The sequence below is a fragment of the Amycolatopsis taiwanensis DSM 45107 genome (assembly GCF_000519205.1).
Classification (GTDB): domain Bacteria; phylum Actinomycetota; class Actinomycetes; order Mycobacteriales; family Pseudonocardiaceae; genus Amycolatopsis_E; species Amycolatopsis_E taiwanensis.
Window position 1 is genome coordinate 49,527 of the sequence record NZ_JAFB01000014.1, and the last position, 25,084, is coordinate 74,610.

At 67.6% G+C, this 25,084-nt stretch carries 26 protein-coding genes and 2 pseudogenes; 12 read left to right on the plus strand and 16 right to left on the minus strand.

Features of this window, described 5'->3' with window-relative positions:
- Nucleotides 1–56 precede the first annotated feature (56 nt).
- The 4 genes from A3CU_RS0112380 (at nucleotide 57) to A3CU_RS0112395 (ending at nucleotide 3,939) form a co-directional block, all read left to right on the plus strand.
- Nucleotides 57–1,247 (plus strand): sensor histidine kinase, encoded by a 1,191-nt coding sequence (locus A3CU_RS0112380; RefSeq protein WP_027942559.1) that lies wholly within the window; start codon nucleotides 57–59, stop codon nucleotides 1,245–1,247.
- A gap of 24 nt (nucleotides 1,248–1,271) precedes the next feature.
- On the plus strand, nucleotides 1,272–1,919 hold the full coding sequence (locus tag A3CU_RS0112385) for a response regulator transcription factor (RefSeq protein ID WP_027942560.1): 648 nt from the start codon (nucleotides 1,272–1,274) through the stop codon (nucleotides 1,917–1,919).
- Between the two features lie 79 nt (nucleotides 1,920–1,998).
- Entirely contained in the window at nucleotides 1,999–2,832 is an 834-nt protein-coding gene (locus tag A3CU_RS0112390) for an SDR family oxidoreductase (RefSeq protein ID WP_027942561.1), read from the plus strand.
- A 48-nt stretch (nucleotides 2,833–2,880) separates the two neighbouring features.
- Nucleotides 2,881–3,939 carry an alpha/beta fold hydrolase gene (locus tag A3CU_RS0112395; RefSeq protein WP_027942562.1) on the plus strand — a complete coding sequence of 353 codons (1,059 nt, stop codon included), beginning with the start codon at nucleotides 2,881–2,883 and terminating at the stop codon, nucleotides 3,937–3,939.
- Here the strand turns inward: A3CU_RS0112395 and A3CU_RS0112400 are convergent.
- From A3CU_RS0112400 to A3CU_RS0112410, 3 genes are all read right to left on the minus strand, one after another.
- A complete protein-coding gene (locus A3CU_RS0112400; RefSeq protein ID WP_027942563.1) occupies nucleotides 3,909–4,865 on the minus strand; it encodes a YihY/virulence factor BrkB family protein in 957 nt (318 codons plus the stop codon). The two genes, A3CU_RS0112395 and A3CU_RS0112400, sit on opposite strands and share 31 nt — an antisense overlap.
- A gap of 139 nt (nucleotides 4,866–5,004) precedes the next feature.
- Entirely contained in the window at nucleotides 5,005–5,475 is a 471-nt protein-coding gene (locus A3CU_RS49735) for a hypothetical protein (protein WP_052371667.1), read from the minus strand.
- Between the two features lie 332 nt (nucleotides 5,476–5,807).
- On the minus strand, nucleotides 5,808–6,362 hold the full coding sequence (locus A3CU_RS0112410; RefSeq protein WP_027942564.1) for a CGNR zinc finger domain-containing protein: 555 nt from the start codon (nucleotides 6,360–6,362) through the stop codon (nucleotides 5,808–5,810).
- 82 nt (nucleotides 6,363–6,444) lie between these two features.
- Between A3CU_RS0112410 and A3CU_RS0112415 the strand changes: the two genes are divergently transcribed.
- Nucleotides 6,445–7,137, plus strand: a complete 693-nt coding sequence (locus A3CU_RS0112415) for a haloacid dehalogenase type II (protein ID WP_027942565.1) — start codon at nucleotides 6,445–6,447, stop codon at nucleotides 7,135–7,137.
- A gap of 83 nt (nucleotides 7,138–7,220) precedes the next feature.
- Here A3CU_RS0112415 and A3CU_RS0112420 read toward each other — a convergent pair whose 3' ends face one another.
- The 6 genes from A3CU_RS0112420 to A3CU_RS0112445 all read right to left on the minus strand — a co-directional run bounded on the left by A3CU_RS0112420 (nucleotide 7,221) and on the right by A3CU_RS0112445 (nucleotide 11,808).
- Nucleotides 7,221–7,778: a dihydrofolate reductase family protein gene (locus A3CU_RS0112420; protein WP_027942566.1), complete on the minus strand. Its 558-nt coding sequence runs from the start codon at nucleotides 7,776–7,778 to the stop codon at nucleotides 7,221–7,223.
- A 135-nt stretch (nucleotides 7,779–7,913) separates the two neighbouring features.
- Entirely contained in the window at nucleotides 7,914–8,084 is a 171-nt protein-coding gene (locus A3CU_RS53910) for a hypothetical protein (protein WP_211246406.1), read from the minus strand.
- A gap of 78 nt (nucleotides 8,085–8,162) precedes the next feature.
- Entirely contained in the window at nucleotides 8,163–8,447 is a 285-nt protein-coding gene (locus A3CU_RS53915; protein WP_027942567.1) for an SDR family NAD(P)-dependent oxidoreductase, read from the minus strand.
- A 152-nt stretch (nucleotides 8,448–8,599) separates the two neighbouring features.
- Entirely contained in the window at nucleotides 8,600–9,814 is a 1,215-nt protein-coding gene (locus A3CU_RS0112435) for an acyl-CoA dehydrogenase family protein (RefSeq protein ID WP_027942568.1), read from the minus strand.
- A 12-nt stretch (nucleotides 9,815–9,826) separates the two neighbouring features.
- Nucleotides 9,827–11,131, minus strand: a complete 1,305-nt coding sequence (locus A3CU_RS0112440; RefSeq protein ID WP_027942569.1) for an acyl-CoA dehydrogenase family protein — start codon at nucleotides 11,129–11,131, stop codon at nucleotides 9,827–9,829.
- 206 nt (nucleotides 11,132–11,337) lie between these two features.
- Nucleotides 11,338–11,808, minus strand: coding sequence for a hypothetical protein (locus tag A3CU_RS0112445; protein ID WP_027942570.1), 471 nt, complete (start codon nucleotides 11,806–11,808; stop codon nucleotides 11,338–11,340).
- A gap of 74 nt (nucleotides 11,809–11,882) precedes the next feature.
- Between A3CU_RS0112445 and A3CU_RS0112450 the strand changes: the two genes are divergently transcribed.
- The gene (locus A3CU_RS0112450) at nucleotides 11,883–12,725 is read left to right on the plus strand and encodes a TetR/AcrR family transcriptional regulator (RefSeq protein WP_043840986.1); all 843 of its coding nucleotides are present in this window, start codon (nucleotides 11,883–11,885) and stop codon (nucleotides 12,723–12,725) included.
- A 4-nt stretch (nucleotides 12,726–12,729) separates the two neighbouring features.
- On the opposite strand, the gene A3CU_RS0112455 is transcribed toward A3CU_RS0112450, so the two are convergent.
- Together A3CU_RS0112455 and A3CU_RS0112460 are read right to left on the minus strand one after the other, a co-directional pair.
- Entirely contained in the window at nucleotides 12,730–13,317 is a 588-nt protein-coding gene (locus A3CU_RS0112455) for a GNAT family N-acetyltransferase (RefSeq protein ID WP_245617029.1), read from the minus strand.
- A 52-nt stretch (nucleotides 13,318–13,369) separates the two neighbouring features.
- The gene (locus tag A3CU_RS0112460; RefSeq protein WP_027942573.1) at nucleotides 13,370–14,542 is read right to left on the minus strand and encodes a TetR/AcrR family transcriptional regulator; all 1,173 of its coding nucleotides are present in this window, start codon (nucleotides 14,540–14,542) and stop codon (nucleotides 13,370–13,372) included.
- A 99-nt stretch (nucleotides 14,543–14,641) separates the two neighbouring features.
- Between A3CU_RS0112460 and A3CU_RS0112465 the strand changes: the two genes are divergently transcribed.
- Nucleotides 14,642–15,853: an acetyl-CoA C-acetyltransferase gene (locus tag A3CU_RS0112465; RefSeq protein ID WP_027942574.1), complete on the plus strand. Its 1,212-nt coding sequence runs from the start codon at nucleotides 14,642–14,644 to the stop codon at nucleotides 15,851–15,853.
- The gene (locus A3CU_RS0112470; protein ID WP_027942575.1) at nucleotides 15,850–18,015 is read left to right on the plus strand and encodes a 3-hydroxyacyl-CoA dehydrogenase NAD-binding domain-containing protein; all 2,166 of its coding nucleotides are present in this window, start codon (nucleotides 15,850–15,852) and stop codon (nucleotides 18,013–18,015) included. Before A3CU_RS0112465 ends, A3CU_RS0112470 begins: the two co-directional genes overlap by 4 nt.
- 59 nt (nucleotides 18,016–18,074) lie before the next feature.
- Here the strand turns inward: A3CU_RS0112470 and A3CU_RS0112475 are convergent, their stop codons facing one another.
- Nucleotides 18,075–18,620: a CGNR zinc finger domain-containing protein gene (locus A3CU_RS0112475; RefSeq protein WP_027942576.1), complete on the minus strand. Its 546-nt coding sequence runs from the start codon at nucleotides 18,618–18,620 to the stop codon at nucleotides 18,075–18,077.
- A 26-nt stretch (nucleotides 18,621–18,646) separates the two neighbouring features.
- Here A3CU_RS0112475 and A3CU_RS53460 point away from each other — a divergent pair, with 26 nt between their 5' ends.
- A complete protein-coding gene (locus tag A3CU_RS53460) occupies nucleotides 18,647–18,805 on the plus strand; it encodes a hypothetical protein (protein WP_169739624.1) in 159 nt (52 codons plus the stop codon).
- On the plus strand, nucleotides 18,787–19,020 hold the full coding sequence (locus tag A3CU_RS51025; RefSeq protein WP_084143226.1) for a hypothetical protein: 234 nt from the start codon (nucleotides 18,787–18,789) through the stop codon (nucleotides 19,018–19,020). Before A3CU_RS53460 ends, A3CU_RS51025 begins: the two co-directional genes overlap by 19 nt.
- Before the next feature lie 95 nt (nucleotides 19,021–19,115).
- Here A3CU_RS51025 and glpK read toward each other — a convergent pair whose 3' ends face one another.
- The 4 genes from glpK to A3CU_RS0112500 form a co-directional block, all read right to left on the minus strand.
- Nucleotides 19,116–20,618, minus strand: coding sequence for a glycerol kinase GlpK (gene glpK / locus A3CU_RS0112485; protein WP_027942578.1), 1,503 nt, complete (start codon nucleotides 20,616–20,618; stop codon nucleotides 19,116–19,118).
- A 66-nt stretch (nucleotides 20,619–20,684) separates the two neighbouring features.
- Nucleotides 20,685–21,683 (minus strand): MIP/aquaporin family protein, encoded by a 999-nt coding sequence (locus A3CU_RS44525; protein WP_084143227.1) that lies wholly within the window; start codon nucleotides 21,681–21,683, stop codon nucleotides 20,685–20,687.
- Nucleotides 21,684–21,801: 118 nt separating this feature from the next.
- Nucleotides 21,802–23,424, minus strand: coding sequence for an acetolactate synthase large subunit (locus A3CU_RS0112495; RefSeq protein ID WP_027942579.1), 1,623 nt, complete (start codon nucleotides 23,422–23,424; stop codon nucleotides 21,802–21,804).
- Nucleotides 23,425–23,618: 194 nt separating this feature from the next.
- Nucleotides 23,619–24,149, minus strand: a complete 531-nt coding sequence (locus A3CU_RS0112500) for a PadR family transcriptional regulator (RefSeq protein WP_027942580.1) — start codon at nucleotides 24,147–24,149, stop codon at nucleotides 23,619–23,621.
- Between the two features lie 229 nt (nucleotides 24,150–24,378).
- Between A3CU_RS0112500 and A3CU_RS55580 the strand changes: the two are divergent.
- Nucleotides 24,379–24,654 (plus strand): annotated as a pseudogene (locus tag A3CU_RS55580) (SDR family NAD(P)-dependent oxidoreductase); the annotation flags it as partial.
- 34 nt (nucleotides 24,655–24,688) lie between these two features.
- Nucleotides 24,689–25,084: pseudogene (locus A3CU_RS53925) on the plus strand (hypothetical protein); the annotation flags it as partial.

Below are 25,084 nucleotides of genomic sequence, written 5' to 3' on the forward strand. Positions count from 1 at the left end.
TCATGGAAACGATCGACTGATGCCCGACGGTGGGGCCGGACCCGTACGCTCTGCGCATGGCACGGCGAGTACTCGGTATCGTCAACACGGTCTTCGCCGTCTCGGCGAGCGTGCTCGGCAGCTTGTATTTCTTCGGCGCCGACGGCTACGAACCGACGACTCGCACGGTGCACTCGAACTGGTGGTCGATACTGTCCCTGCTCGCCGGGATCGGCGCCGCGGTCATGTTGTGCTGGCGGCACCGCTGGCCGACGCTCGTCACCGCTATCGCGGTCGTACCCTCGCTCGTCTTCGTCTCGGACGCGCTGGCCGCGCTCATCTCGTTGGCCGCGCTTGCCGCCAATCGTCGGGACCACGTGCTGTGGATCGGCGCCGCCGCCGTCTACGCGGCGTCCACGCTCACCGCGTGGCGTGATCTGCACGGCAGCGAGTCGATCGCGGGAACCTTCGTGACCGCGGAAACCGCTGCGGGACAGGTGGTCGGCGCGTTCGTCGTGGCGGCCATAGTCACCGCGATCCCGCTGCTGGTGGGGATCATACGTGGGGTCAGAGGAGATCTCCGCCGGCAACAGGCCCACGAACGGGAACTACGCGCGGAGATGACGCGGCAGGAGGAGAGGTCCCGCATCGCCCGTGAGATGCACGACGTGCTCGGCCATCGACTCTCCCTGCTCTCGTTGCACGCGGGCGCGCTGGAAGTCAGCTCGGGCGAGGAGCCTTCGCGCGTCGAGGCGGCGCGGACGGTTCGCACCGCGGCACGCCAGTCTCTCGAAGACCTTCGCCAGGTGATCGGCGTGCTCCGTGGTGGAGGCGAGGGCACCGAAGGTCCCCGGAACGGAGCGGCCCGGCAGCCGGCCCTGAACGACCTGCCGAACCTGGTCGCCGATTCCCGCAAGGCCGGCCTCGTCGTCGACCTCACCATGTTGCTCGAGGGGGCCGATGCCGCGCCGCCGCAACTCGGGACGGCGGCCTACCGGATCGTCCAGGAGGCACTGACCAATGTGTTCCGGCATGCCCCCGGCAGCCCGGCCGCGGTGTCCGTGCGCGGCGGAAAGGAATCCGGCCTGGCGATCGAGGTGGTCAACCCGCTGCCGGCCGGGGCTCCGGCCGAGCCTTCTCCCGGCTCCGGCACCGGTCTGACCGGGATCGGCGAACGGGTCGCGTTGCTCGGCGGCTCGGTCAGTGCCGGACCGACCGACGGAGGCGTTTTCACCCTTCGTGTCTGGTTGCCGTGGCCCCGGCAATAGCATGTGCGCGTGGATCACCTGCGAGTGCTGCTTGTCGATGACGACCCACTCGTGCGCACCGGGCTGTCCATGATCCTGAACAGCGCACCGGACATCACCGTCGTCGGTCAGGCGGGCGACGGCGACGAAGCCGTGCCGAAGGTCATTTCACACGCCCCGGATGTCGTGATCATGGACATCCGGATGCACCGGATGGACGGCCTGGCCGCGACTTCCGCGGTAATGGCGCTCCCGCGCCCGCCCAGGGTCCTCATACTGACCACTTTCGACCTCGACGAGTACGTGTTCGACGCGCTCGCCGCGGGCGCCAGCGGGTTCCTGCTCAAGGAAAGCTCGCCGCAGGAGATCATCGCCGCCGTGCGTGTGGTGGCCGGCGGTGAGGCGATGCTTTCCCCGCGTGCCACCAAGAAGCTCATCGGTCATTTCGTCGCCGCGCGGATCAGCCCGAGGCGCCGCGCGGCGCTGACGAAGCTGGGCATGCTCAGCGACCGTGAGCGAGAGATCGTCACGGCGGTCGCTCAGGGCAAGGCCAACGCCGACATCGCCGCCGAACTCTTCCTGAGCGAGGCCACCGTGAAAACCCATATCACGCGGACTTTCGCCAAGGTCGACGTCACCAACCGGGTCCAGCTCACCATCTTCGCCTACGAATCCGGCCTGGTCTCGGTCTGAAAAGGTGTGCGCACCAGGGGCCCTGCGGTCCGAACAACGCCGGTGACGCTGGTGGCGTTCGGATGCCGATCAGGGCAGGATGACCGGCATGGCGAGGTCGCTGATTGACAAGGTCGTCGTGATCACCGGTGGAGCGCGCGGAATCGGTGCCACCACCGCGGCTGCGCTGGCGCGCGCGGGGGCGAAGGTCGCGATCGGCGACCTCGACCAGGCGCAGGCCGAGCGGTTGGCCGAAGAGCTTGGTCTGCTCGCGCTTCCGCTGGACGTCACCGACCGCCCCAGGTTCACCGCGTTCCTCGACGAGGTCGAGCGGCGGCTGGGCCCGATCGACGCGCTGATCAACAACGCCGGGGTGATGCTGCTTTCCCGGTTCGAGGACGAGGAAGACGCGGCCACAGCGCGGCAGCTGGAGATCAACGTGCACGCGGTCATGCACGGCACACGCGAGGCGATCAAGCGCATGCGGCCGCGCGCGTCCGGGCACATCGTGAACGTCGCGTCGATGGCGGGGAAGGTCGGCTTTCCCGGCGCGGTGACCTACTGCGCCACCAAACACGCGGTCGTCGGGCTTTCCGAAGCCGTGCGCCAGGAACTGCGTGGTTCGGGCGTCGACATCTCGTGCGTGATGCCGGTCGTCGTGCGCACCGAGCTGGCCGGTGGGCTGCCCGAAACCAGGCTGTTCCCCCAATTGCGGGCGGAAGACGTCGCGAAGGCCATCGTCGAGGCGCTGAAACGGCCGCGGTTCGACGTGTATGTGCCGCGGTCGCTCGACTTGACCACTCGCACGGGCCGGCTGGTGCCGCGCGCGGTATCCGAGTGGTTCCTGCGGTTCGTCGGCGCCGACCGGGTCTTCGCCCGGGCCGAGTCGTCGGCCCGGGCGGACTACGAGGCGAAGGTCCAGGGGCGTGAGTAGCCCAGTGCCGAGCCGCGGCTCTCAGTCCGACTTGATCGAGGAGCACCCGTGAGCCTCACGTTGTCCCCGGCCAGCCTCGCCGCCGCCGCGTCGAACGTGGTGGGGAAGCTGCAGGGTGGCCTCGCCGACCTGCGCCCGATGCCGCGCGCACTCATCGACCAGGGGCCCAACCGGTCGGTCTACCGGATGTCGCCGGCGTCTGGGCCGTCCCGGCCGTCCGGCCCGCCCGTGCTGCTGGTGCCGCCGCTCGCCGCGCCCGCGCTGTGTTTCGACCTGCGCCGCGGCTGCAGCCTCACCGAGCACCTCGTGACCGGCGGGCGGCCGACCTACCTGGTGGACTACGGCTCCGTGGCGTTCTCCGACCGCCGCCTCGGCGTCGAGCACTGGATCGACCACGTGCTGCCCTACGCCATCCGCAAGGTGAGCGAGGACAGCGGCGGGCAGCCCGTGCGGCTGGTCGCGTGGTGCCTCGGCGGGTTGTTCTCCCTGCTCACCACCGCCGACCAGCCGGACCTGCCGGTCGAGTCGATCGTCACCATCGCTTCCCCGGTCGACTTCACCGCCATCCCGCTGGTCGCGCCGATCCGCCCGCTGATCGAGGCGACCGGCGGCTACCTGCTCACGCCGATCTACCGCTTCTTCGGCAGCGCGCCCGCCTACCTGGTGGAGCAGGTGTTCCGGGCGACCGGGATCCACAAGGAAATCACCAAGCCGCTGGCGATCCTGCGGAACCTCGACGACCGGGATTTCCTGTCTCAGATCGAGGCCGTCGACCACTTCATGGACCAGATGGCCGCCTACCCCGGCCGCACGTTCGGCCAGCTCTACCACCGCTTCTTCCGCACGAACGACCTCGCCGAGGGCTCGGTGGACCTGGGCGGGCGGGTCATCTCGCTGTCCAACGTGAAGGTCCCGACGCTGATCATCGCCGGTGAGTCGGACAACATCGCGCCGCTGCCGGCCGTGGAGCGACTGGTCGAGTTGTTGGAGAACGCGCCGTCGGTGCGGTTCGAGTCCGCGCCGGGTGGTCACCTCGGCGTCCTCACCGGCCGTCGCGCGCGTAGCACCACCTGGCGCTACGTGGACGACTTCCTCGACGGTTCCTGAGCGCGCTCGGGCTCTTCCTGGTAGTCGCGCTGGTCGGCCTCGGCCCTTGGCGTGACGAGCGCTATGGGATGCATGTGCTCCTTCAGCACCACGTTCAGCTGCGCTCCCACCAGGGTCAGAATGCTCTGCAGGTAGAACCACCACAGCAGGGTGAGCACCGTGGCGAAATGGCCGTAGGTGCTTTGCGCGTTGGCCAGATAACGGCCGATGATCAGTGATGACAACGACTGGAGGACCCAGAACAGCACGCCCGAGAGCAACGCGCCGGGCAGCACGTCGCGGGTGGTCACCTGTCGGTCGGTGAGAATGCGGAACGCGGCCACGAACAGCCCGATGTCCAGGGCGATCGCGATGAGGTAGCCGATCAGGGGCCCGATAAAGCCGATGCCCAGCTGGCCGGCGGAACCGGACACGAAGCTGGTGATCAACGAGCTGAGCACGAGGCCGAACCCGATGGTGACCAGCACGCCCAGGCTGCGGCCGAGTTGTTTGGTGAACTTCGGGCGTTCGGCGGCCGAGAGTCCCCATACCGAGTTGAACGCCGACTGGACCACCCTCACCACCGTCAAGCCGCTCCACAAGGAGGTGAGCAGACTGAAGATCAACGCGAACCAGGAGCCGGTGAGGCCGTGCACCGCGGAGGTGTCGATCAACGGCAGGCTCGCGGAAACGTTGGTCAGCACCTGGGCCCGGATCGACTCGGGCACCAAGAATCCGAGCAGCGTGACGAACGCCAGCAGCAGCGGGAAAACGGAGAAGAACGCCCAGAACGCGATCATGCTGGCGAGTTGGGTGGACTGGTCACGGACGAACTTGCGCGCCACCGCCACGGCCACCGCCAAGGCGCGATGTCGTTGCTGAAACGCATCGACACGGTTGAGTTGGGCCTTCGCCATGTCGGCCATGCCGTCGCTGTGGTCGCCCATCGGTCCACTCCGTACTCAAGGTGTCACCTTTGAGCAAGGTGTCGTCTTCGAGCGATACCCGCATCGGAAGCGGGTCAACCTATTCCCGGTCGGATGGTCGATGTGGACGGTCGGTCACCGCGGTTGACACTCGGTGGTTTCACTGGGGCCCGTGCGGACCGATCGTGTAGTCGAAGGGGCCACCCGGCGCCTGCGGTGCGTCGACACGCAGCCGGGTGTACCGGCCGTTCGCGAGCGCCGAAACGGTCGTCGAAGCCGGGTAGCGGATGTAGTGTCCCATCGCACAGTCCGGGGTGCAGTTGTTCTCCCACAGGGAGCCGGTCGCGTTCGCGGTCGGTGCGCCCCAGGCCGACCAGCGCAGCCCGTCGAGGATGAGGCCGCCGTCCGCACAGGCGAGTATGTATCGCGACGGGGTGGACACGGCGGTGCCCTCGCACGTGGTGATCGTGGCCACGACGCCGGCCGCCGACGAGGCGCTCGCCGTGGTGAGTACGGGAGCGCGTTGTGGTGTGGTGGCCGTTGGAGACGTGGCGCACGCACTCGCCGCGAGCATCAGGATGCCCACGGCCACGGCAAGGGCGTGCCGGACAGGACGCATCGATTCGAGCATGGTCGCTCCTACATCGCTTCGACGCTGTTCCGTTCCTGTGTTGGTCAATTCAGTGTCGGTCAACTCCGGCGGCGACGCTGCCCGAAACCCCCGGCCGCCGTGTCCCCGGCCCAGGACGCCGTGTCCCCGGCCCAGGACGCTGTGTCCCCGGCCCAGGAGGCTGTGTTCCCGGTTCAGGACGCTGTGTCCCCGGTTCAGGCCCGCCGTGTTCCCGGTTCAGGCCCGCCGTGTTCCCGGTTCAGGCCCGCCGTGTTCCCGGTTCAGGCCCGCCGTGTTCCCGGTTCAGGACGCTGTGTTCCGGGTTCGTGGTGCCTGCGCTCCCGGATCAATGATCAAAATCCCTCGGCGGTGGTCGAGGCGCGTTTGCGCGCGCGATAAGCCGCGGCCTTGACGCGATTGCCACACTCTTCCATGCCACACCAGGAGCGCCGGGCGCCACGCGAGCGGTCGAGATAGATGCGAGTGCAGCCGGTGCGACCGCACTCCTTGAGACAGGCGTGTGGATCGGCGAACACGGCGATACCGCGTCTGGCTATCTGCGAAAGTACGGCGGCGAGGTCTCCCGACATATGCAGTCCTGCGTCGCTGAGCGTGATCGTGGGTACTGGGCCGGCGGCCGTGTCGTTGATGATCTCGAGGCTGCCCGGATCGAAGGGCCGATCGAGCACGCGATCGAGGGCAAGCCGGTAGATCGCTTCTCGCAGGGACAACGCGAACTCGAACATTGCGAAGTCGGCGGTGACACGGTCGGGGAGTTCGTCGCATTCGGACACCCACCGCTCGAGGTCCGCCGGCTCGGTCAACAGGTCGACGGACTCGTCTCGACGAGACCCCACGGTGCCGGCCAGATCGAGGGCAGGGTTGCCACTCACGAAGGCGAAACTCACGTCACCATCTTGACCGGTGACGAGAAGATCGGCAAGATCGTCACCTGTTGAACCGGTGACATTGCCACGGAGAGGAGAACGCATGGCCGAGAATCGCGACATCGAGGTCGTGGTCTTCGATGTCCTCGGAACGCTCGTCGACGAATCCAGCGGCCTTCGAACGGGCATTCGGGAAGCGATGCCTGCGTCCGATGACGCGTCTGTCGAGGAGCTGCTCACCGTGTGGCAGGAGCATGTCGAGCTTGAGCAGCAACGCATCGCGCAAGACGACCGCGCGTATGTCAACAGCGAGGCCATCGACGAAGAGGCTGCGAGGCGGGTGGCCGACCACGCCGGACTCGCCGATCCGGCGACCATCGCCCGGCTGGCTACCGCGGGCCAGCGCTTGCCGCCGTGGGGCGATTCTGTCGCCGGTCTCGAACGGCTCGCGCGCCGGTTTCCGGTGCTGGCGCTCTCCAATGCCGGCCGCACCGCTCTGCTGCGGCTCAGCGCACATGCCGGACTGCGCTGGCACCAAGCCTTGTCCGCCGAAGTCGTCCGGGCTTACAAGCCGGCGCCCGAGGTTTACCAACTCGCCATCGAAACCGCCGGATGTCCGCCAGAACGCCTGCTCATGGTCGCCGCGCACGCCTGGGATCTCCGCGGAGCTCAGGCGAGTGGAATGCGGACCGCCTATGTCCGGCGGCCGGCCGGGGATCCGCCGAGGCGTGCTGATGCCTTCGACTGGCAGTTCAACGACCTGGACGAACTGGCCAACGCGCTGACGGCGAGCTAGCGATCGTTTCCGAGCCCAAGGCCTGAGCAGGCGAGACCATCGACGGCGCGGCCCGTACGAAGAATGGGCCGCGCCACGCGAGGTCAGTGCGCGACGTCGTAAATCGCCATCCGGATGCCGTTGTCGAAGGTTCCGTGCTCGACCAGTTTGAGGTTGGTCTTGTCCGTACCGGAGTCGGCGAACAGTCGTTTGCCGCTGCCGAGGAGGACGGGGAAGATCAGCAGGTGGTAGCGGTCGACCAGGCCGGCGGCCGCCAGGTTCTGCGCGAGGGTGGCGCTGCCGTGAACGAGGAGCGGACCACCCTCGCCCTCCTTCAGCTTGGCCACCTCGTCGAGCGAGCGGAGGACCGTCGTGTTGGCCCAGGTCGGGTCGGTAAGAGTGGTCGACACGACGTACTTCGGCATTGCGTTGTACTTCGCGAAGATCTCCATTGTCGGCCACACGGGGGCGAACTCGTCGTAGCTGACCCGGCCGATCAGCATCGCCCCGGCCTCCTCCTGCTCCCGGCCCTTGATCTCGTAGGCGGCCTCGTTGAACTCGATGTCCTTGAACGTCCAGCCGGCGTGAGGGTGGTCGCCGCCACCGGGAGAGTCGATGATGCCGTCGAGGGACATGAACTCGGTGACGATCAGCTTGCGCATCGTAGGGTTCCTCTCTTCTTTCCTTGACCGGGTAGTCGTCGAGGACATGTCCGCCGGAAGTCTTGGCCGTTGCCGGGCTTTCGATCATCGCCATGTCCAACGTGCTCATATCGTGGCATCCGACAACTCTTCTTGTCAAGAAAATTTTTCTTGTCGGTTGGACCTGGCGCCGGTCAGCCGTTCCGAGAGTTCCCACAGCCGGCGGCCGGTCTCGGCGTCGGTGGCCGCCGGAGCCAACCACACCGGCTTCGGCGCGCCGAGCAGTCCGGCCATGCCGTCCGGCCCGATGAACTGCCCGCTCTCCACATCCGGGACGGTCGCCGAGTACAGCTGGGGCAGCGCGCCCTGGTCCGGAGCCTGAGCGAGTGGGGAGAGGATTCGGCCCTAGATCACCTTGGTCATGGCAACTGGCGTGCCCGTCTGGAGGTTGGTGGAGGCGTAGCCGGGGTGGGCGAGCACGCTGCGCACCGGGCTACCGGCCGAACTCAGCCGCCGGTGCAGTTCCCAGCCGAAGACGGCGTTGGCGAACTTGGACTGGTTGTAGAACTTCATCGGCGAGTACCTGTGCTCGCCGGAGAGGCCGTCGAAGACGATCTGCCGACGCCACCCGCCGCGCGAGTCCCACCTTCGCGTCGTGCGTGTCCCACGTTCGCGTCGCGCGAGTGCCACGTTCCTGTCCTGTGAGTTCCACGTTCCGGTCTACCGGAAGGTGGGACTCGCGCGTCGGGAGTGTGGGACTCGCGTGACGGGAGTGTGGGACTCGCGCGTCGGGAGTGTGGGACTCGCGCGGTAGGCGCCCAGGGCAGGGGTGTTTCCGTGGGTTACTTGAGTTCCGAGGACGTTTTGCCGAGCACGCGGCGGGCGACGATGAGTTGCTGGATCTGTTGGGTGCCTTCGAAAATGTCCAGGATCTTCGCGTCCCGGGCCCATTTCTCCAGCAGCGATTCCTCGGTATAGCCGAGCGTGCCGACCAGTTCCACGCAGCGCAGCGTAATGTCCACGACGGAACGTCCGGCCTTCGCCTTGGCCATCGACGCCGGCAAGGAATTCGGCTTACGGTTGTCGGCCATCCAGGCCGATTCCAGAGTCAGCAGGTACGACGCCTCGTAGTCGGCTTCCAGCTCCAGGTACGCGGCCGCGGCGGCGTGCTGGTGGTGCGCGGGCCGGTCGTAGTCGACGGTGATGCCGGCCTCGGCGAGGATGCGTGAGGTTTCCTCCAGCGCCGCCCGCGCCAGGCCGACGGCCATCGCGGCCACCAGCGGGCGGGTGTTGTCGAAGGTCTTCATGACCCCGGCGAAACTCGTTCTCGTGTCGATCTCCGGCGAGCCCAGGAGGTTTTCCCGTGGCACGCGGCAGTTTTCGAACCGTAGTACCGCGGTGTCGGAGGCGCGGATGCCGAGTTTGTGTTCCAGGCGCACGACTTCGAAGCCGGGGGTGCCCTTTTCCACCACGAACGACTTGATGGCGGCGCGGCCCTTGCTCCGGTCGAGGGTGGCCCACACGACCACGGCGTCGGCACGCTGGCCGGAGGTCACGAAGATCTTTTCGCCGTTGAGGACGTAGGAGTCCCCGTCGGGGGTCGCGGTGGTGGTGATCGACGCGGAATCCGAACCACAGTCCGGCTCGGTGATCGCCATTGCCGCCCACAGCTTGGCGAACCGCTTGAGCTGCTCGTCGTCGGCGACCGAGGCGATCGCGGCGTTGCCAAGGCCCTGGCGGGGCATGGACAGCAGCAATCCGACGTCGCCCCAGCACATTTCGATGGTGCCGAGCACCGTGCGCAGGTTGCCGCCGTTGCGGTTCTCACCGTCCGTTGTGGACTTCCCATGGTCGCCGCGCAGGCCGCTCGCGCCCGCGCCGCCCTCGCCGGAGGAGTTCAGGCCGTCCAGCACGGCCGCGAACATTTCCAGCTCGGTGGGGTAGGCGTGCTCGGCGCGGTCGTATTTCCGCGAGATCGGGCGCAGCACCTGCGACGCCGCCTGGTACGCCTGGTTGATCAGCGCCGCGGCCTTCTTCGGGGGTTCCAGATTGAACATGTCTGTCGGCTCCTACAGCAGGACGATGCCTTCGAGCACGCCGATGGCGCGCAGGTCGCGGTACCAGCGTTCGACGGGGTGTTCCTTGACGAAGCCGTGCCCGCCGAGTAACTGCACCCCGGCGTTGCCGATTCGCATTCCCTTGTCAGCGGCGAGTTTCCGGGCCAGTGCGGCCTCGCGCGCGTAGGTCCGGCCCTGCTCGGCTCGCGCGGCCGCCCGCAACATGACCAGCCGCATACCCTCGAGTTCGATGGCGATGTCGGCGACCGAGAACGCGACCGCCTGCCGGTGACTGATCGGCTCGCCGAAAGCTTTGCGTTCGTTGACGTAAGGCACCACGTAATCGAGAACGGCCTTCCCCGCGCCGCACGCCAGCGCGGCCCAGCCGAGCCGTGAAAGACGCACCGCCTCGGTGAAAGTCTCTGGCGAACCACCACCGAGTAGCGCGCCCGCAGGCAGCGAGACGTTGTCCAGGTGCAGCTTTCCGGTGGCCGCGCCTCGAAGTCCCATCGCCGGCTCCGCCTCGACGGTCAAGCCCGACGCCGAAGACTCGACCAGGAACAGCGCGGGCCGGAAACCGCCCGGCCCCTCCAGCGCGGCGGAGACAACGAACAACTCGGCCTGCGCGGCGCGTGGCACCAACGACTTCACGCCGTCGAGCCGGTACCCGGACGGTGTGCGGCGCGCGCGGGTCGTCGGCTGGAACGGGTCGAACAGCGGCTTACTCTCCTGCAACGCGAACGCGGCGGCGGGCACGTTCTCGCCGACGAAGGCGGGCAGGTAGTCCGCCTGCTGCTGCGTGTCGCCCCACAGGACGAGCGCGGTGCTCACCGCGGAGGGCGCCAGCACGGCCAACGCGAGCCCGAGATCGCCGTGCGCGAGGGCTTCGGCGATCAACGCCGAGGTGACCACCGACCGTTCTGTTCCGGCGCCGCCGAGTTCCTCCGGAATGCCGATCAGCGTTACGCCCAGTTCGGCCGCCCGGGCGAGCAGCCCGTCCGGCGGGTTCAGCTTCGCGTCGGCTTCGGCCGCCGCGGGCCGCAGTTGCTCGGCCGCGAACTCGCCGACCGTTTCCACGATCATCCGCTGTTCTTCGGTGGGCGTGAGGTCGAACAGTTCCCGCTCCCCGGGCCGGGCGGGGCGTGCGGGTGCGCCGAGCCGTCGTGCCGAGGCGAACGTCCGGTTCGCGGCGCCCGCCACGCGGAAGCCGTTCTTCGTTGCCGCGGCAAGGAGATTCCGCACCGGCTCGCGCAGTCCCACCCGGTCAAGGGTCCTGCTGCCGGCGAGCCGGGTGAGCGCGGCGAGCCCCAGCCCCATCGCATCTCGTTTCCGTGGTGCTGACACGTAACCCACTCCCGTCGGAGGTGAACCTACTGGCGAGTAGGTTAGCACGCCGGGCCACCTACGCTGTAACAGCCGGTGCCGGGGTGCCCACGCGATCCCGGCCCGGGCCGGGGAAACTCGGCCCTGGCCGGGTATCGGCGGCCAGGCAGCGCCAGGTATCACTCAGCGGTGAGTGTGGTTCAGGCGGACGTCGCCGCGTGGTGGTTTTTGAAGTAGGACGAAGACTTCCGATTCCACAGCAGCGCAACGGCCGTCAATCCGCTCAGGCACGGCAGCACGCCGGCCAGCGTCATGACAAGTGGGTGTGGCTGGCTGAAGTTGTACGCGGCCATGAGGCTGCCGAGCACGATGACCGCGGCACCCACGCCGCGCACCCAGCGCTTGCCCCGTTGGCTTGCCCGTGCCATCCACAGGAACAGGACCGTGCCGGCTACGGCGAGGGTGAACAGGTAGGTGAGGATGCTGGATTCCGCCATCCCGATCTGGTCGGTGTCGCGCTGCGGATAGATCTGGTGGAGGTGCTGGGCGAGGCCGCCGCCTGCGGCCTGGGCGATCACGATCACGGCCGCGGAGATCACGGCCAGGGCTGCGGCGAAGTACAGCGTGGTGACGGCATTGCGGACTGTTCTGGGTGGACGCTGCATGTTCATCGGATCCCTCCACTTGGAGCATTTTTGGAACTTGAGATATTATGTCCCAAACTTCAGGCGAGAGTAGAGGCAGGATGACGAACAAGCAACCACCCGCAGGGCTGGCCCGGCGCCGACCCCGCCTCACCGATGCCGAGACCGCACAGCGGATGCTGGACGCCGCAATGGCGATGGTCGAGGACACCGGCTTGACCGTGAGCCTGGATCACATCAGCTTCGAGGACGTCATCCGCGACGCCGGTGTCGCACGCAGCGCCGCCTACCGTCGCTGGCCCTACAAGGACATGTTCTTCAGCGACCTGCTCAAGGAACTCGCCAAACAGGCGCCCGCGGCGACCGGTGCCGACGGCCAGGCCGGCGAAGACGCGTTGCGGCAACTGGCCCGCGAACGGATCGATCAGCTGGCCACTGCCCAGGGACGCCACGATCTTTGCGTCGACCTGCTGCGGCAGGGTGCATTGCGCGACTTCGAGGCCATGTACGCCTCAACGCGATGGCGCACCTATATCGCGCTGCACGCGACCTTCCTTGGCCTGGCCGACGGCGAGTTGCGCACCGAGGTCCAGACCGCGTTCGACGCCGCCGAACGCCACCTCAACGACCAGATCGCGAAATCGTACGAACGGCTGGCCGCCTTGCTCGGCCTGCACCTGCGGCCCGAGCTTCACACCACCTTCGGCGAACTGGCCACCCAGCTGAGCGCGACCATGCGCGGATACGTACTCACCGCGCTGTCCCGGCCAGATCTCGCCGACCGCCACCTTAGACAGAGCGCGTTCGGCACTACCGGCGCGGCCGAATGGTCGCAGCCCGCTCTCGGGATCACCGCTGCCGTCCTGTCGTTCCTCGTTCCCGATCCACAGGTCGAATGGAACGAGGAACGGATCAAGCGGATACAGCAAACGTTGGAGTCCTAGAGCTTCACGCCGTGCGACGTGCGGACCATTCGTCGGCAAGCATCGCGAAGTCGAGTTCGGTGGACCACTGTCCTTTGAAGAGTTCGTTCTGCACCAAGCGAGCTTCCTGCCGCATCCCCAGTCGACGCGCCAGTTGCGCCGACGCCTCGTTGCGCTCGTCGAGCCGCGCAACGATGCGGTGCAGGCCGAGTTCCTCGAAGCCGAGGCGAAGGACCGCGCTCGCCGCCTCGGTGGCAAAACCGCGGCCACCGAAGTCGGGATTGAAGACATAGCCGAGTTCCCCGCTTGCGTGCTCGCGGCTGTGCCAGAACAGCACTACGTCGCCGATCAATTCATCGGTTTCGGCTATCACGACACCGAGCGTCAGTGCCTGCCCCTCCTCGGTGAGTTCGCGGCGAGCCCACGAGGACGAAATTCGTTCGCTGATGAGCTCGCGGGTCATCGGCTCGAACGGTACGTAACGACAGACTTCGGGCCGGCTTCGGTAGGCGTGTAACGCCTCGACATCATGGGCGGACAGTGGACGCAGCAACAGCCGTTCGGTGGAGACCGGATACTGGGGACGCAGGTAGGGCCGAGTGGGGGTTAGCACGTCGATCATTGTGACCTACCAGGTTCTTTCCGGCGCACGGCAGGCCACCGGGCTAGTCGTTGAGCACCGCGTTCATCAGCGCGACGAGTTCCATCGCCAGCCGCGGGCGGCTCGCGATGCGGCGGGTGCGGGTGAGGTCGTTCGCGATGGTCAGCGCCGCGTGCACGGTGATCTTGGCTTCGCGAGCGGTCAACCCCGGCCGCGCGGTGCGGAGCAGGTCGACCCACTGGGCCACGTAATCCCGTTGCACACGAACGAGATCGGCCCGGTCCCGTTCCGGAATGTTCGCGCGGTCGGCGGAAAGTCCCACGGCGAGCTCGAACGACCCGGTCAGTGCGCGCACGTAAGACTCCGCGAGCCGCCGCAATGCCTCGGTTTCGTCGGCGCTGGTACGCAGCGCCTGCTCGGCGTCGAGCGCCAGACGGCCGGCGGCGCGGCGGGCGATCGCGCAGAGCAAAGCCGCCTTGCTGGGGAAGTGCTTGTAGATGCTGGGGCCGGAAATGCCCGCGGCCGCGCCGATCTCCTCCATGCTCACGGCGTGGAAGCCGTTGCGGTGGAACAGTTCGGTCGCCGCCGTCAGCAACTGCTCGCGCCGTGATCGTGTGCCGATACCTGACGTGACCGGCGCCTCCGGAGGCGTGGGCACGCCGCTCGGCAACTCCGCGTGCAGGACCCGTTTGGCGAGATCGACCAGCAGGGCCACGAACCGCTGCCTGGCCACGCTGGTGTGATGCACCGCCACGCTGCCGAACACGCTCAGCGTCGCCCAGCACAGCAGTTCCGCATCGGGTGCGGCCAACTCCGGGCGGACCGTGAGCAGCATCTTGGTCCACGTGCCGAGCACGGCAGTGGACCGCTTCGCGATCTCGCGCTGGTCCTGCGGTTTGAGGTGCCGGCCTTCCCAGCGCCACAACGCGGTGATGTCGCGTCTCTCCACCGATGCGGCTGCCAGGCGGCCGAGCAGCGCCTCGATCCGCCCGTGCTCCAGCGCCGCGAGCGCCTCCTCCGTGCCACGTTCCAGGTCCTCGAGCCCGGACAGCAGCACGTAGGCGAGGATCGCCTGTTTGTCGGCGAAGTGCCGGTACAGTGCCGGCCCGGTGACGCCGGCCGCCGCGGCGATGTCGTTGATGCCGACGCCGGCGTAGCCGCGCGCGCGGAACAGCCCGGCCGCGACGGCGGCCAGCTGTTCCTTCCGGTCGGTTTGACGGCGGCCAGGCCTGTCCATAGTGAGCACACTGTAACCGTGCTCGTAGCCGTTGCACCAGGTGTTTTGTGGGTCTATGTTAATAGTCGTTAGCCTTGTAGGCAGGGAAGGACCGTCGGTGTGAGCAACGAGGCATACATCTACGAGGCGATCCGCACGCCTCGTGGCAAGAACAAGGGCGGGTCCCTACACGGGACCAAACCGATCGACCTGGTCGTGGGCCTGGTCAAGGAACTTCAGGCCCGGTACCCGAACCTCGACCCGGCCGCGATCAACGACATCGTGCTCGGCGTGGTCAGCCCGGTCGGGGACCAGGGCGGGGACATCGCGCGCGGCGCGGCCATCGCCGCCGGCCTGCCCGACACGGTGGCCGGTGTGCAGCTGAACCGGTTCTGCTCGTCCGGTCTGGAGGCGGTCAACCAGGCCGCGGCCCGGGTCCGGTCCGGCTGGGAGAACCTGATCGTCGCCGGCGGTGTCGAGTCGATGTCCCGGGTGCCGATGGGCTCGGACGGCGGGGCGATGTTCGCCGACCCGGTGACCAACTACGACAGCTATTTCGCGCCGCAGGGCATCGGCGCCGACCTGATCGCCACCCTCGAAGGCTTTTCGCGGGAGGACGTCGACCGCTTCGCCGTGCGCTCCCAGCAGCGGGCCGAGGCCGCGTGGGCCGGTGGGTACTTCGCCAAGTCCGTGGTGCCGGTCAAGGACCTCAACGGCGTCACCATCCTCGACCACGACGAGCACCGCCGGCCGGGCACCACGGTCGAGGGGCTGGCCAAGCTCAAGCCGTCGTTCGCGGGGATCGGCGACTTCGGTGGCTTCGACGCGGTGGTGCTGCAGAAGTATCACTGGGCGGAGAAGATCAACCATGTGCACACCGGCGGCAACTCGTCGGGCATCGTGGACGGCGCCGCACTGGTGCTGGTCGGCAACGAGCAGGCCGGCAAGGACCTCGGGCTCACGCCGCGGGCCCGCGTGGTGGCCACCGCGGTCACCGGCTCGGACCCGACGATCATGCTGACCGGCCCGACGCCCGCCACCCTCAAGGTGCTCGACGTGGCCGGGCTGACCCTCGACGACATCGACCTGTTCGAACTCAACGAGGCCTTCGCGGCCGTGGTCCTGAAGTGGATGAAGGACCTGAAGCTGCCGGAGGAGAAGGTCAACGTCAACGGTGGCGCGATCGCCATGGGGCATCCGCTCGGCGCGACCGGTGCGATGATCCTGGGCACCATGGTGGACGAGTTGGAGCGGCGCCAGGCCCGGCGCGCGCTGCTGTCGCTGTGCATCGGCGGCGGTATGGGTATCGCGACGATCATCGAGCGGGTGTGACCATGGCCGAGACTATTCGCTGGGACAAGGACTCCGACGGGATCGTCGTGCTCACTTTGGACGATCCCAACCAGTCCGCGAACACGATGAACAACGACTTCCGCGCGTCGCTGGCCGCGACCGTGGACCGGCTGGAGTCCGAAAAGGACTCGATCACCGGCGTGGTGGTCACCTCGGCCAAGAAGACCTTCTTCGCCGGCGGTGACCTCAAGGACCTGATCCAGGCGAAGCCCGAGCATGCCGAGGAGATCACCCACAGGTCCACGAAGCTCAAGTCGCAGCTGCGGCGGCTGGAGACGCTCGGTAAGCCGGTGGTCGCCGCGATCAACGGCGCCGCGCTCGGCGGCGGGCTGGAGATCGCGCTGGCCTGCCACCACCGGATCGCCGCCGACGTGCGGGGCAGCCAGATCGGCTTCCCCGAGGTCACCCTGGGCCTGCTGCCCGGCGCCGGCGGGGTGACCCGCTCGGTCCGGTTGCTGGGCATCCAGAACGCGGTGCTGAACTGGTTGATGCAGGGCCAGCGGCACCGACCGGCGAAGGCCGTCGAGCTGGGCCTGGTGCACGAACTCGTGTCTACTGTGGACGAGCTGCTACCACGTGCCAAGGAATGGATCAAGGCCAACCCCGAGGCGGCGCAACCCTGGGACGTCAAGGGCTACAAGATCCCCGGCGGCACACCGTCCACGCCGTCGTTCGCGGCGAACCTGCCCGCGTTCCCGGCCAACCTGCGCAAGCAGCTCAAGGGCGCGCCGATGCCCGCGCCGCGCGCGATCCTGGCCGCCGCGGTCGAAGGCGCCCAGGTCGACTTTGACACCGCGACGCTGGTGGAAACGCGGTACTTCGTCAGCCTGGTGACCGGTCAGGTCGCCAAGAACATGACCAAGGCGTTCTTCTTCGACCTGCAGACCATCAATTCCGGCGGCTCGCGGCCGGACGGTTACGAGAAGTACCAGGCCAGGAAGGTCGGCGTGCTGGGCGCCGGAATGATGGGCGCGGCCATCTCGTATGTCTGCGCCAAGGCCGGGATCGACGTGGTGCTCAAGGACGTTTCCCTCGAAGCGGCCGAAAAGGGCAAGGGCTACGCGGTCAAGCTGGAAGAGAAAGCGCTTTCTCGTGGACGGACCACGAAGGAGCGCTCGGCCGAGCTGCTCGCGCGGATCAAGCCGACCGCGGACGCGGCCGACTTCGCCGGCGTGGACTTCGTCATCGAGGCCGTGTTCGAAAGCCAGGAGCTCAAGCACAAGGTGTTCGGCGAGATCGAGCACATCGTCAACCCCGACGCGGTGCTCGGCTCGAACACCTCGACCCTGCCCATCACCGGGCTCGCCCAGGGCGTGCGGCGGCAGGAGGACTTCATCGGCATCCACTTCTTCTCGCCGGTGGACAAGATGCCGCTGGTGGAGATCATCCGCGGGGAGAAGACCTCCGACGCCACGCTCGCCAAGGTCGTCGATTTCACCCTGCAGATCAAGAAAACACCGATCGTGGTCAACGACAGCCGCGGCTTCTTCACCAGCCGGGTGATCGGCACGTTCCTCAACGAGGCCGTCGCCGCGGTCGGTGAAGGCGTCGAACCCGCTTCGATCGAGCAGGCCGGCGCCCAGGCGGGCTATCCGGCACCGCCGCTGCAGTTGATGGACGAACTGACGCTGACCCTGCCGCGCAAGATCCGGCAGGAGACGCGGGCGGCGGTGGAGGCCGCCGGTGGCGTGTGGAAGGAGCACGGCTCCGAGGCCGTCATCAACCGGCTGGTCGAAGAGTTCGACCGGAAGGGCAAGTCCGCGGGCGCCGGCTTCTACGACTACTCCGACGGCAAGCGGGTCGGGATCTGGCCCGGCCTGCGCGAGGCGTTCAAGTCGGGTAGTGCCAACGTGCCGTTCAAGGACCTGCAGGAGCGGATGCTGTTCGCCGAGGCACTGGAAACCGTGCGCTGCTTCGACGAGGGCGTGCTGAACTCGGTGGCCGACGCCAACATCGGGTCCATCTTCGGGATCGGTTTCCCGGCCTGGACCGGTGGCGTGATCCAGTACATCAACTCCTACGAGGGCGGCCTGGCCGGCTTCGTAGCCCGTGCCCGCGAACTGGCCGACCGCTACGGTGACCACTTCACCCCGCCACAGTCCCTTGTGGACAAGGCGGAGAAGGGCGAGATCTTCGAGTAGCAGCCCTTGAGTGAAGGGCACCGTTCGCGCTCCAACGGTGCCCTTCACTCGTAGCCGGTTCAGGCGGCGGATGACCCGGTGGGTGTCGCGGTGCGACTGGCCCGATGGCGGCGAACGGCCTCGCGATTGGCGCAGGTCGGACTGCAGAACCGCTGGCGCCCGTTCCGGGAGATGTCGGCGTATATCTTCGCGCACCCGTCGGCGGCGCACACGCCCAACCGGTCCATGCCGAGCCCACTGAGGTGCAGGGCCGTTCCCACGCTGATCAGTGCCGCGATCTGACGGGGCGTGTCGACATCGGGTTCGCGGAAGTGAAGGTGCCATCCGGTACCCGCATGGTCGGTCAGCCATGGTGCCGAGGCATATTCGGCCATCAGTGCGTTCAGCAGTGCCGCTCGCTGCGTGTGCTCGGTGCAAGCGACGACGCGCTCCCAGCCCGAGAGAAACGATTGCACCGCGACGAGGTCCTCGTCGGTGGGAGGGGCGGCGAGGACCAAGCCCGCTGCCTTGCACCGATGTCCCAGTTCGGCCGCGCTCGAGCACGGTTCGTTGAGCAGGCTGACGCCCAGGAGAACCGGATCCCTGCCGTAATGGTTGAACTGCATAAGGCCATTACAGCACGGTGGGGGACATGCACACCACGAACGAGCACGAGTGGATCACAGAGTCTCGACACTTCACCAGCGAGGGACTCATCACCTACGAGCGTTGTGGCTGCGGCGCCCGTCGGATCGTGACAGACCTGGTGATGAGCGCGCTCACCGTCGCCGAGTGCGACTCGCTTCGCTGAACCGGGAACTCGCCCGCCTGAACCGGCAACTCGCCCGCCTGAACCGGGAACTCGCCCGCCTGGGCCGGGAACTCGCCCGCCTGAACCGGCAACTCGCCTGCCTGGGCCGGGAACTCGCCCGCCTGAACCGGGGACTCGGGCGCCTGGGCCGGGGACACGCCAGGCTCCGGCGTGTCCCCGGCTCGGACGCGTGTGTTCCGGCTTCAGGTGTCTGAGTTCTGGGTTCGGGAGGGTGAGTTCTGGGTTCGGGAGGGTGAGTTCTGGGTTGGGGTGTCCGGGTTATGGGTTGGGGAGACTGGGCGGGGTTTTGTCAGTCGAGCCAGTCGAAGGTTTTGGTGACCGCCTTCTTCCAGTTGCGGTACTGGGTTTCCCGGGTCTCCTCGGCCATGTTGGGGGTCCATTCCTTGTCCTGGGCCCAGTTGGTGCGGATGTCGTCTTCGCTGGCCCAGAATCCGGTGGCGAGTCCGGCGGCGTAGGCGGCGCCGAGGGCGGTGGTTTCGTTGACGACTGGCCGGATGACGGGAACGTTGAGGATGTCGGCCTGGAATTGCATGAGTAGTTCGTTGACGACCATGCCGCCGTCTACTTTGAGTGATTTGAGGGGGACGCCGGAGTCGGCGTTCATGGCTTCGATTACTTCGCGGGTTTGGAAGGCGGTGGCTTCCAGGACGGCGCGGGCGAGGTGGCCTTTGTTGACGTATCGGGTGAGGCCGACGATGGCGCCGCGTGCGTCGGAGCGCCAGTAGGGGGCGAACAAGCCGGAGAAGGCGGGTACGAAGTAGGCGCCGCCGTTGTCCTCGACGGTGCCGGCGAGGTCTTCGATCTCGGCCGCGGTCGAGATCATGCCCAGGTTGTCCCGCAGCCATTGGACCAGCGCACCGGTGACCGCGATCGAGCCCTCGAGGGCGTAGACCGTGTCGTTGGCGCCGATCTTGTAGCAGACGGTGGTGAGCAGTCCGTTCTGTGACATGACCTTTTCGGTGCCGGTGTTGAGGAGCACGAAGTTGCCGGTGCCGTAAGTGTTCTTGGCCTCGCCGACGGACAGGCATGCCTGTCCGAAGGTGGCGGCCTGCTGGTCGCCGAGGATGCCCGCGATCGGCACCCCTGCCAGCACACCCCGCTCGCGGACGTGTTCGTATTCTTCGGACGAGGACCTGACCTGCGGCAGCATCGATACCGGGATACCGAGATCCGCGGCGATTTCGGGGTCCCAGGCTAGGGTGTCCAGGTCCATCAGCAGGGTGCGTGAGGCATTCGTCGGGTCGGTGACGTGTACCCCGCCATCGGGTCCACCGGTCATGTTCCACAGCAGCCAGGTGTCCATGTTGCCGAAGAGCAGGTCGCCGGCTTCGGCTCTGGCCCGGACGCCGTCCACGTTGTCCAGGATCCATTTGATCTTCGGCCCGGAGAAGTAGGTGGCCAGCGGCAAGCCGGTCTTGGCGCGATAGCGCTCTTGACCGCCGCCCAGCGCGCCGAGTTCGTCGATGATCTTGTCGGTTCGGGTGTCCTGCCAGACGATCGCGTTGTACACCGGCTTGCCGGTGTTGCGATCCCACACCACAGTCGTCTCACGCTGGTTGGTGATGCCGACCGCGGTGATATCGGCTATCCGCAGATCGGCCTTTGCCAGCGCACCCGCCGTGACCGTCCGGGCGTTCTGCCAGATCTCCTCGGGGTTGTGTTCGACCCAGCCCGCCTGCGGGAAGATCTGCTCGTGTTCGCGTTGATCGGAGGCCACGACCCGGCCCGAGCGATCGAAGATCATCGTCCGGGTCGAGGTCGTGCCCTGGTCAACCGCGGCGACATACGCCATTCGTCCTCCTCGATGTCACGACGCGTGAACCAGGCGGTGTTGGGCTTGTCCTTCACTCGGGGGGACTCACTCGGTGGGACGCCGCCCTTCCGCGGCAGCGCGTTCCCGTTCCCGTTCCTCCGCGGCCACCCGTTCCTCCTCCGTCGACACACGCTGCGGGGGCACGCGGCCGGGCTCGGGACCTTCGCCCGCGGCCACCCGCGCGGCGAGCACCTGCCCGATGAAGAGGTCGTAGATCAGGATGCCGAGAACCCCGCCGACGAGCGGCCCGGCTATCGGTATCCACCAGTAGTTACTGAACCACACCCCGTTCCCCGGGAAGGCCTTGTTGCCCCAGCCCGCGGCGAAGGTGAGCAGGCGAGGGCCGAAGTCGCGGGCCGGGTTTATCGCGTAACCGGCGTTCGTCCCGAAGGTCAGGCCGATCGCCACGACGACGAAACCGATCATGTACGGCGCGACATTGGACCCCGGTGACATATTCCGGCGGTCGATCAGCGCCGCGATGATGCCGACCAAGAGCGCGGTACCGACAACCTGGTCAACGAACGGTCCCCACCACACGCCCCCGAAGTACTGCGCGGGGAACGTCGCGAATATCGAGAACGTGGGCAGAGAGTCGGGCCGGGTCAGCGGTGGGGCCTGGGTGGCGTTGTAGAAGTCGATCGCGTTGTGGTAAACGGCGTACACCACGGCCGCCCCGGCGAACGCGCCGACCACTTGAGCCGCCCAGTAGGGAACCACCTTGGCCCAGGGGAACTTTCGCCGGATGGCGAACGCGAGGGTCACCGCCGGATTGATGTGCGCGCCGCTGACCCCGCCGGCCACATAGACACCGAACACGACCGCGAGGCCCCAACCCCAGGCGATGATCAACCAGTTCGCCGCGCCGAACGGGACCGACTGCCGACCCGAACCAGGCAACCCAGCGACAGCGACAGCGACAGAACCACATCCGAACATGATCAAAACCGCGGTTCCGAGAAATTCCGCGAGTAACTCTCCGCCAGTGTTTCGACGCAGTTTGCTCATCACGTTCGTTCGCTGGTGGGAGACCTGTTCGCTCATGGCGCACCTCCCGATGCCGTTGCCACGTCGCGTCGTTCATCTCAATAGTCCCCGTGCACTCTGTTAGGGACAACTTTTGCCAGATGGCGCGCGGCAGCGACCGGTGAACAAGGAGGTGTTACATCAGCGGAGGCACGATCGCGTCGATCAGATGCGGGCCGGGCTCGGCCAGGGCCCGGGCGAACTGCTCGGCGAGTTCCTCGGCCGTGGTGGCGCGGGTGGCCGGGACGCCCATCCCCTCGGCGATCTTGACGAAGTCCAGGTCCGGCCGGGAGAGGTCGAGCAGGTCGTTCGCCTTCGGGCCGGCAGCCTCGGCACCGACGCGCTGCAACTCCATGCGCAGGATCGCGTACGCCCGGTTGTTCAGCACGATCGTGGTGATGTCGAGGTTCTCCCGGGCCATCGTCCACAACGCGGAGATCGTGTAGAGCGCGCTCCCATCGGCCTGCAACGCGACCACCGGGCGGTCGGGCGCGGCCACGGCGGCGCCGACCGCGACCGGCAGGCCCTGGCCGATCGCGCCGCCGGTGAGCGTGAGCACGTCGTGGCGCGGCGCACCCGCGGTGGCCGCGGGCAACAGCACACCAGAGGTGTTCGCCTCGTCCGAGATGATCGCGCCCTCGGGCAGCAGCGCGCCGATCACCTCGACCCAGTTCTGCGGGGTGAGCGGCCCGCTCGGCAACGCCGGCCGGCGCGCCGGCTGGACGGCCGGCCGCTTGTCTTTCGCCACCTCGTCCGCAAGCGACTTCAGCGCGGCCACCACGTCCTGGTCGAGCCCGGCCAGCGTGTGCACCTGCGCGCCCTCGGGCACCAGTTCGCTGGGCTTGCCCGGGTAGGCGAAGAACGACACCGGCGGTTTCGTGCCGGCGACGATCACGTGCTTCACGCCGTCGAGCTGGTAGGTGACATGTTCGGCGAGATACCCCAGCCGCTCGATGGCGGGCAGCCCCGCACCGCGCTCGATCCGGGCGGGGAAGGTCTCGATGAACACCTTCGCCCCGGTCGCCTCGGCGATCCGGCTCGCCGCGAGCAACCCGGGTTCGCGGCAGGCCGGCCCGCCGATCAGCAGCGCGGCCGGCGCCCCGGTGCGCAGCACCTCGGCGATCCCCCGCACATCGGTGACCCGCTGCGGGACCCGTGGCGGTACCGGCTTGACCGGTTCGCCCCCATCGCCCCACGACACGTCCGCGGGCAGGATGAGGGTCGCCACCTGCCCCGGGGCCTTCTGCGCGGCGGCGACGGCGAGCGCGGCATCCGCAGCCACCTCGGCGGGGCTCTGCGACCGGCGAACCCAGCCGTTCAGCGAGCCGGCGACGGCGTCGATATCGGATTCCAGCGGGGCGTCGTACTGCTTGTGGTATGTCGCGTGGTCGCCGATGACATTGACGACCGGCGTGTGTGCACGGCGAGCGTTGTGCAGGTTCGCCAGCCCGTTGCCCAGACCGGGGCCCAGGTGCAGCAGGGTCGCCGCGGGTTTGCCCGCGATCCGCGCGTAACCGTCGGCCGCGCCGGTCACCACGCCTTCGAAGAGGGCGAGGACCGCGCGCATCTCGGGTTCACCGGATGTGTCGGCGTCGTGCTCGCCGGCGTTGGAGGCATCGGCGTCGAGCTCGTGGGCGCTGGAGGATTTGAGGCTGTCGAGCGCGGCCACGAAATGCATCTCCGAGGTGCCCGGGTTGGCGAAACACACGTCGACTCCCGCGTCGACGAGCGTGCGGATCAGGGACTGCGCGCCGTTCATCTCGCTCCTAGCCTGCCGCGTTTCGCGCGGTGTGGGGTGACATGTGGGGTGAAGTGCTTGCCCGGTAAGGAAACCATGACTCGGCTCCCGGCGGCACACTTCGCGGATGAAGCCTAGCCAGTCGCCGTTGTGGTTGTCAGTGATCAAGGGCGGTGAGTCGTTGATCTCCTCCGGCGGGCGGTGCGGAGCTGGATTCAGGAGTTGCCCAGCCGGGCCGACTTGGCCCACTCGGCCCAATCGGCGAGGGCGTCGTAGAGACGGATGGCCGCTTCGATGGTCACCCGCATGGAGCGGGTCTCGGAACTGTCGCCGAAGTCTCCGCGGTCCTTCGCGGCGGCGTAGGTCCGGTACACCTCGGCGATCTCGCGGTAGACGGTCACTTCGCGGTCCAGGTGCTCGGCGAGTTCGTCCGGGGACATGAGCCAGAAGAAAAGCGAGCGCAGCAGCGGCTCGACCCGCATCGTGTGGTCGACCGGTCCTTCGGCGAGCCACCGCCGGACATCGGCGAGCCCGGTGTCGGTGATGCGGTAGACCTTGCGTCGGCGCGGGCCCTCCGCGTCGACCTCGATCAGCCCCTCGTTCGCCAGGCGGTTCAGCTCGCCGTAGATCTGCGGATGCTTCGCGGGCCAGATCGATCCGAGGACCTCCTCGAACCGCCGGGTCAGGTCATAGCCGCTGGCCGGTTGCCCGGCCAGCAGACCGAGCAAGCCGTAGTGCAATGACACCGCTCCAACCTACCTGACCTGTAGCTCTTGACTTCTAGATGTACAACATGACATGTATAAATAAACATGTCGGGAGGACCATTTCATGTCGGACAAGGCTGTGCTGATCACTGGGGCCGGTGGCGGCATCGGTGTCTCGACGACCGCGGCGTTCGCCGACCGCGGCTACCGCGTCTACGCGGGCGTGTGACAGGGAAGCGACCACCCGGCGCTCGACCGCACCGGCGTTCGGCCGGTGGTGCTGGACGTGACCGACCCGGCGAGCATCGACGCGGCGTGCCGCGAGATCGCCGCGGACCAGCCCGGCGGACTTCAGGTGCTGGTCAACAATGCCGGGGTGATCGTCGGGGGGCCGATGGAACTGGTTCCCGCCGAGGAACTGCACCGGCAGTTCGCCGTCAACCTCTACGGACCGGCACTGGTCACGCAGGCCTTCCTGCCGCTGCTTCGACAGGGCAAGGGACGAGTGATCAACATCAGCGCGCCGACCGCCCGGGTCTCTCTCCCGTTCCTCGGCGTGCTCGCCAGCCAGCAAGGCCGCGCTGGAGTCCCTGTCCGACGCAGTACGGCTCGAACTGGCGCCGTGGCGCATCCCCGTGGTGGTCGTCGAGCCCGGCGCGATGGACACCGCGATCTTCCGCAATGCCGAATCCGCGGCCCAGGGCACGCTGGCGACGACGGACCCGGATCGCGTTGCCCTGTACGAAAAACAGCTTGTCGCGATGGGGCCGGCGATGGAGAAGCAACGGCTCGGGAACGTGGAAACGGTGTCGAAGGCGATCCTCCGCGCAGCGGAGGCCACCCGGCCGAAGAATCTCTACACTGCAGGAGCCGATGCGCGCATGGCCGGCGTCCTGGCCCGGTTTCCGGCCGGGCTACGCGACCGGCTGATCACCCGCATGTTCGGACTGAACCAGGCAGCCGGCGCCCCCTGA

Excerpts from the sequence above, each read along its gene's own strand:
- A3CU_RS0112390 (WP_027942561.1), top strand. The coding sequence starts at position 1,999 with ATGACCGGCATGGCGAGGTCGCTGATTGACAAGGTCGTCGTGATCACC.
- A3CU_RS0112400 (WP_027942563.1), bottom strand. The coding sequence starts at position 4,865 with ATGGGCGACCACAGCGACGGCATGGCCGACATGGCGAAGGCCCAACTC.
- A3CU_RS49735 (WP_052371667.1), bottom strand. The coding sequence starts at position 5,475 with ATGCTCGAATCGATGCGTCCTGTCCGGCACGCCCTTGCCGTGGCCGTG.
- A3CU_RS0112450 (WP_043840986.1), top strand. The coding sequence starts at position 11,883 with ATGACGAACAAGCAACCACCCGCAGGGCTGGCCCGGCGCCGACCCCGC.
- A3CU_RS0112495 (WP_027942579.1), bottom strand. The coding sequence starts at position 23,424 with ATGAACGGCGCGCAGTCCCTGATCCGCACGCTCGTCGACGCGGGAGTC.
- A3CU_RS0112445 (WP_027942570.1), bottom strand. The coding sequence starts at position 11,808 with ATGAACATGCAGCGTCCACCCAGAACAGTCCGCAATGCCGTCACCACG.
- A3CU_RS0112420 (WP_027942566.1), bottom strand. The coding sequence starts at position 7,778 with ATGCGCAAGCTGATCGTCACCGAGTTCATGTCCCTCGACGGCATCATC.
- A3CU_RS0112460 (WP_027942573.1), bottom strand. The coding sequence starts at position 14,542 with ATGGACAGGCCTGGCCGCCGTCAAACCGACCGGAAGGAACAGCTGGCC.
- A3CU_RS44525 (WP_084143227.1), bottom strand. The coding sequence starts at position 21,683 with ATGAGCGAACAGGTCTCCCACCAGCGAACGAACGTGATGAGCAAACTG.
- A3CU_RS0112435 (WP_027942568.1), bottom strand. The coding sequence starts at position 9,814 with ATGTTCAATCTGGAACCCCCGAAGAAGGCCGCGGCGCTGATCAACCAG.
- A3CU_RS0112415 (WP_027942565.1), top strand. The coding sequence starts at position 6,445 with ATGGCCGAGAATCGCGACATCGAGGTCGTGGTCTTCGATGTCCTCGGA.
- glpK (WP_027942578.1), bottom strand. The coding sequence starts at position 20,618 with ATGGCGTATGTCGCCGCGGTTGACCAGGGCACGACCTCGACCCGGACG.
- A3CU_RS53460 (WP_169739624.1), top strand. The coding sequence starts at position 18,647 with ATGCACACCACGAACGAGCACGAGTGGATCACAGAGTCTCGACACTTC.
- A3CU_RS0112475 (WP_027942576.1), bottom strand. The coding sequence starts at position 18,620 with ATGCAGTTCAACCATTACGGCAGGGATCCGGTTCTCCTGGGCGTCAGC.
- A3CU_RS0112440 (WP_027942569.1), bottom strand. The coding sequence starts at position 11,131 with ATGGGGCTGGGGCTCGCCGCGCTCACCCGGCTCGCCGGCAGCAGGACC.
- A3CU_RS0112380 (WP_027942559.1), top strand. The coding sequence starts at position 57 with ATGGCACGGCGAGTACTCGGTATCGTCAACACGGTCTTCGCCGTCTCG.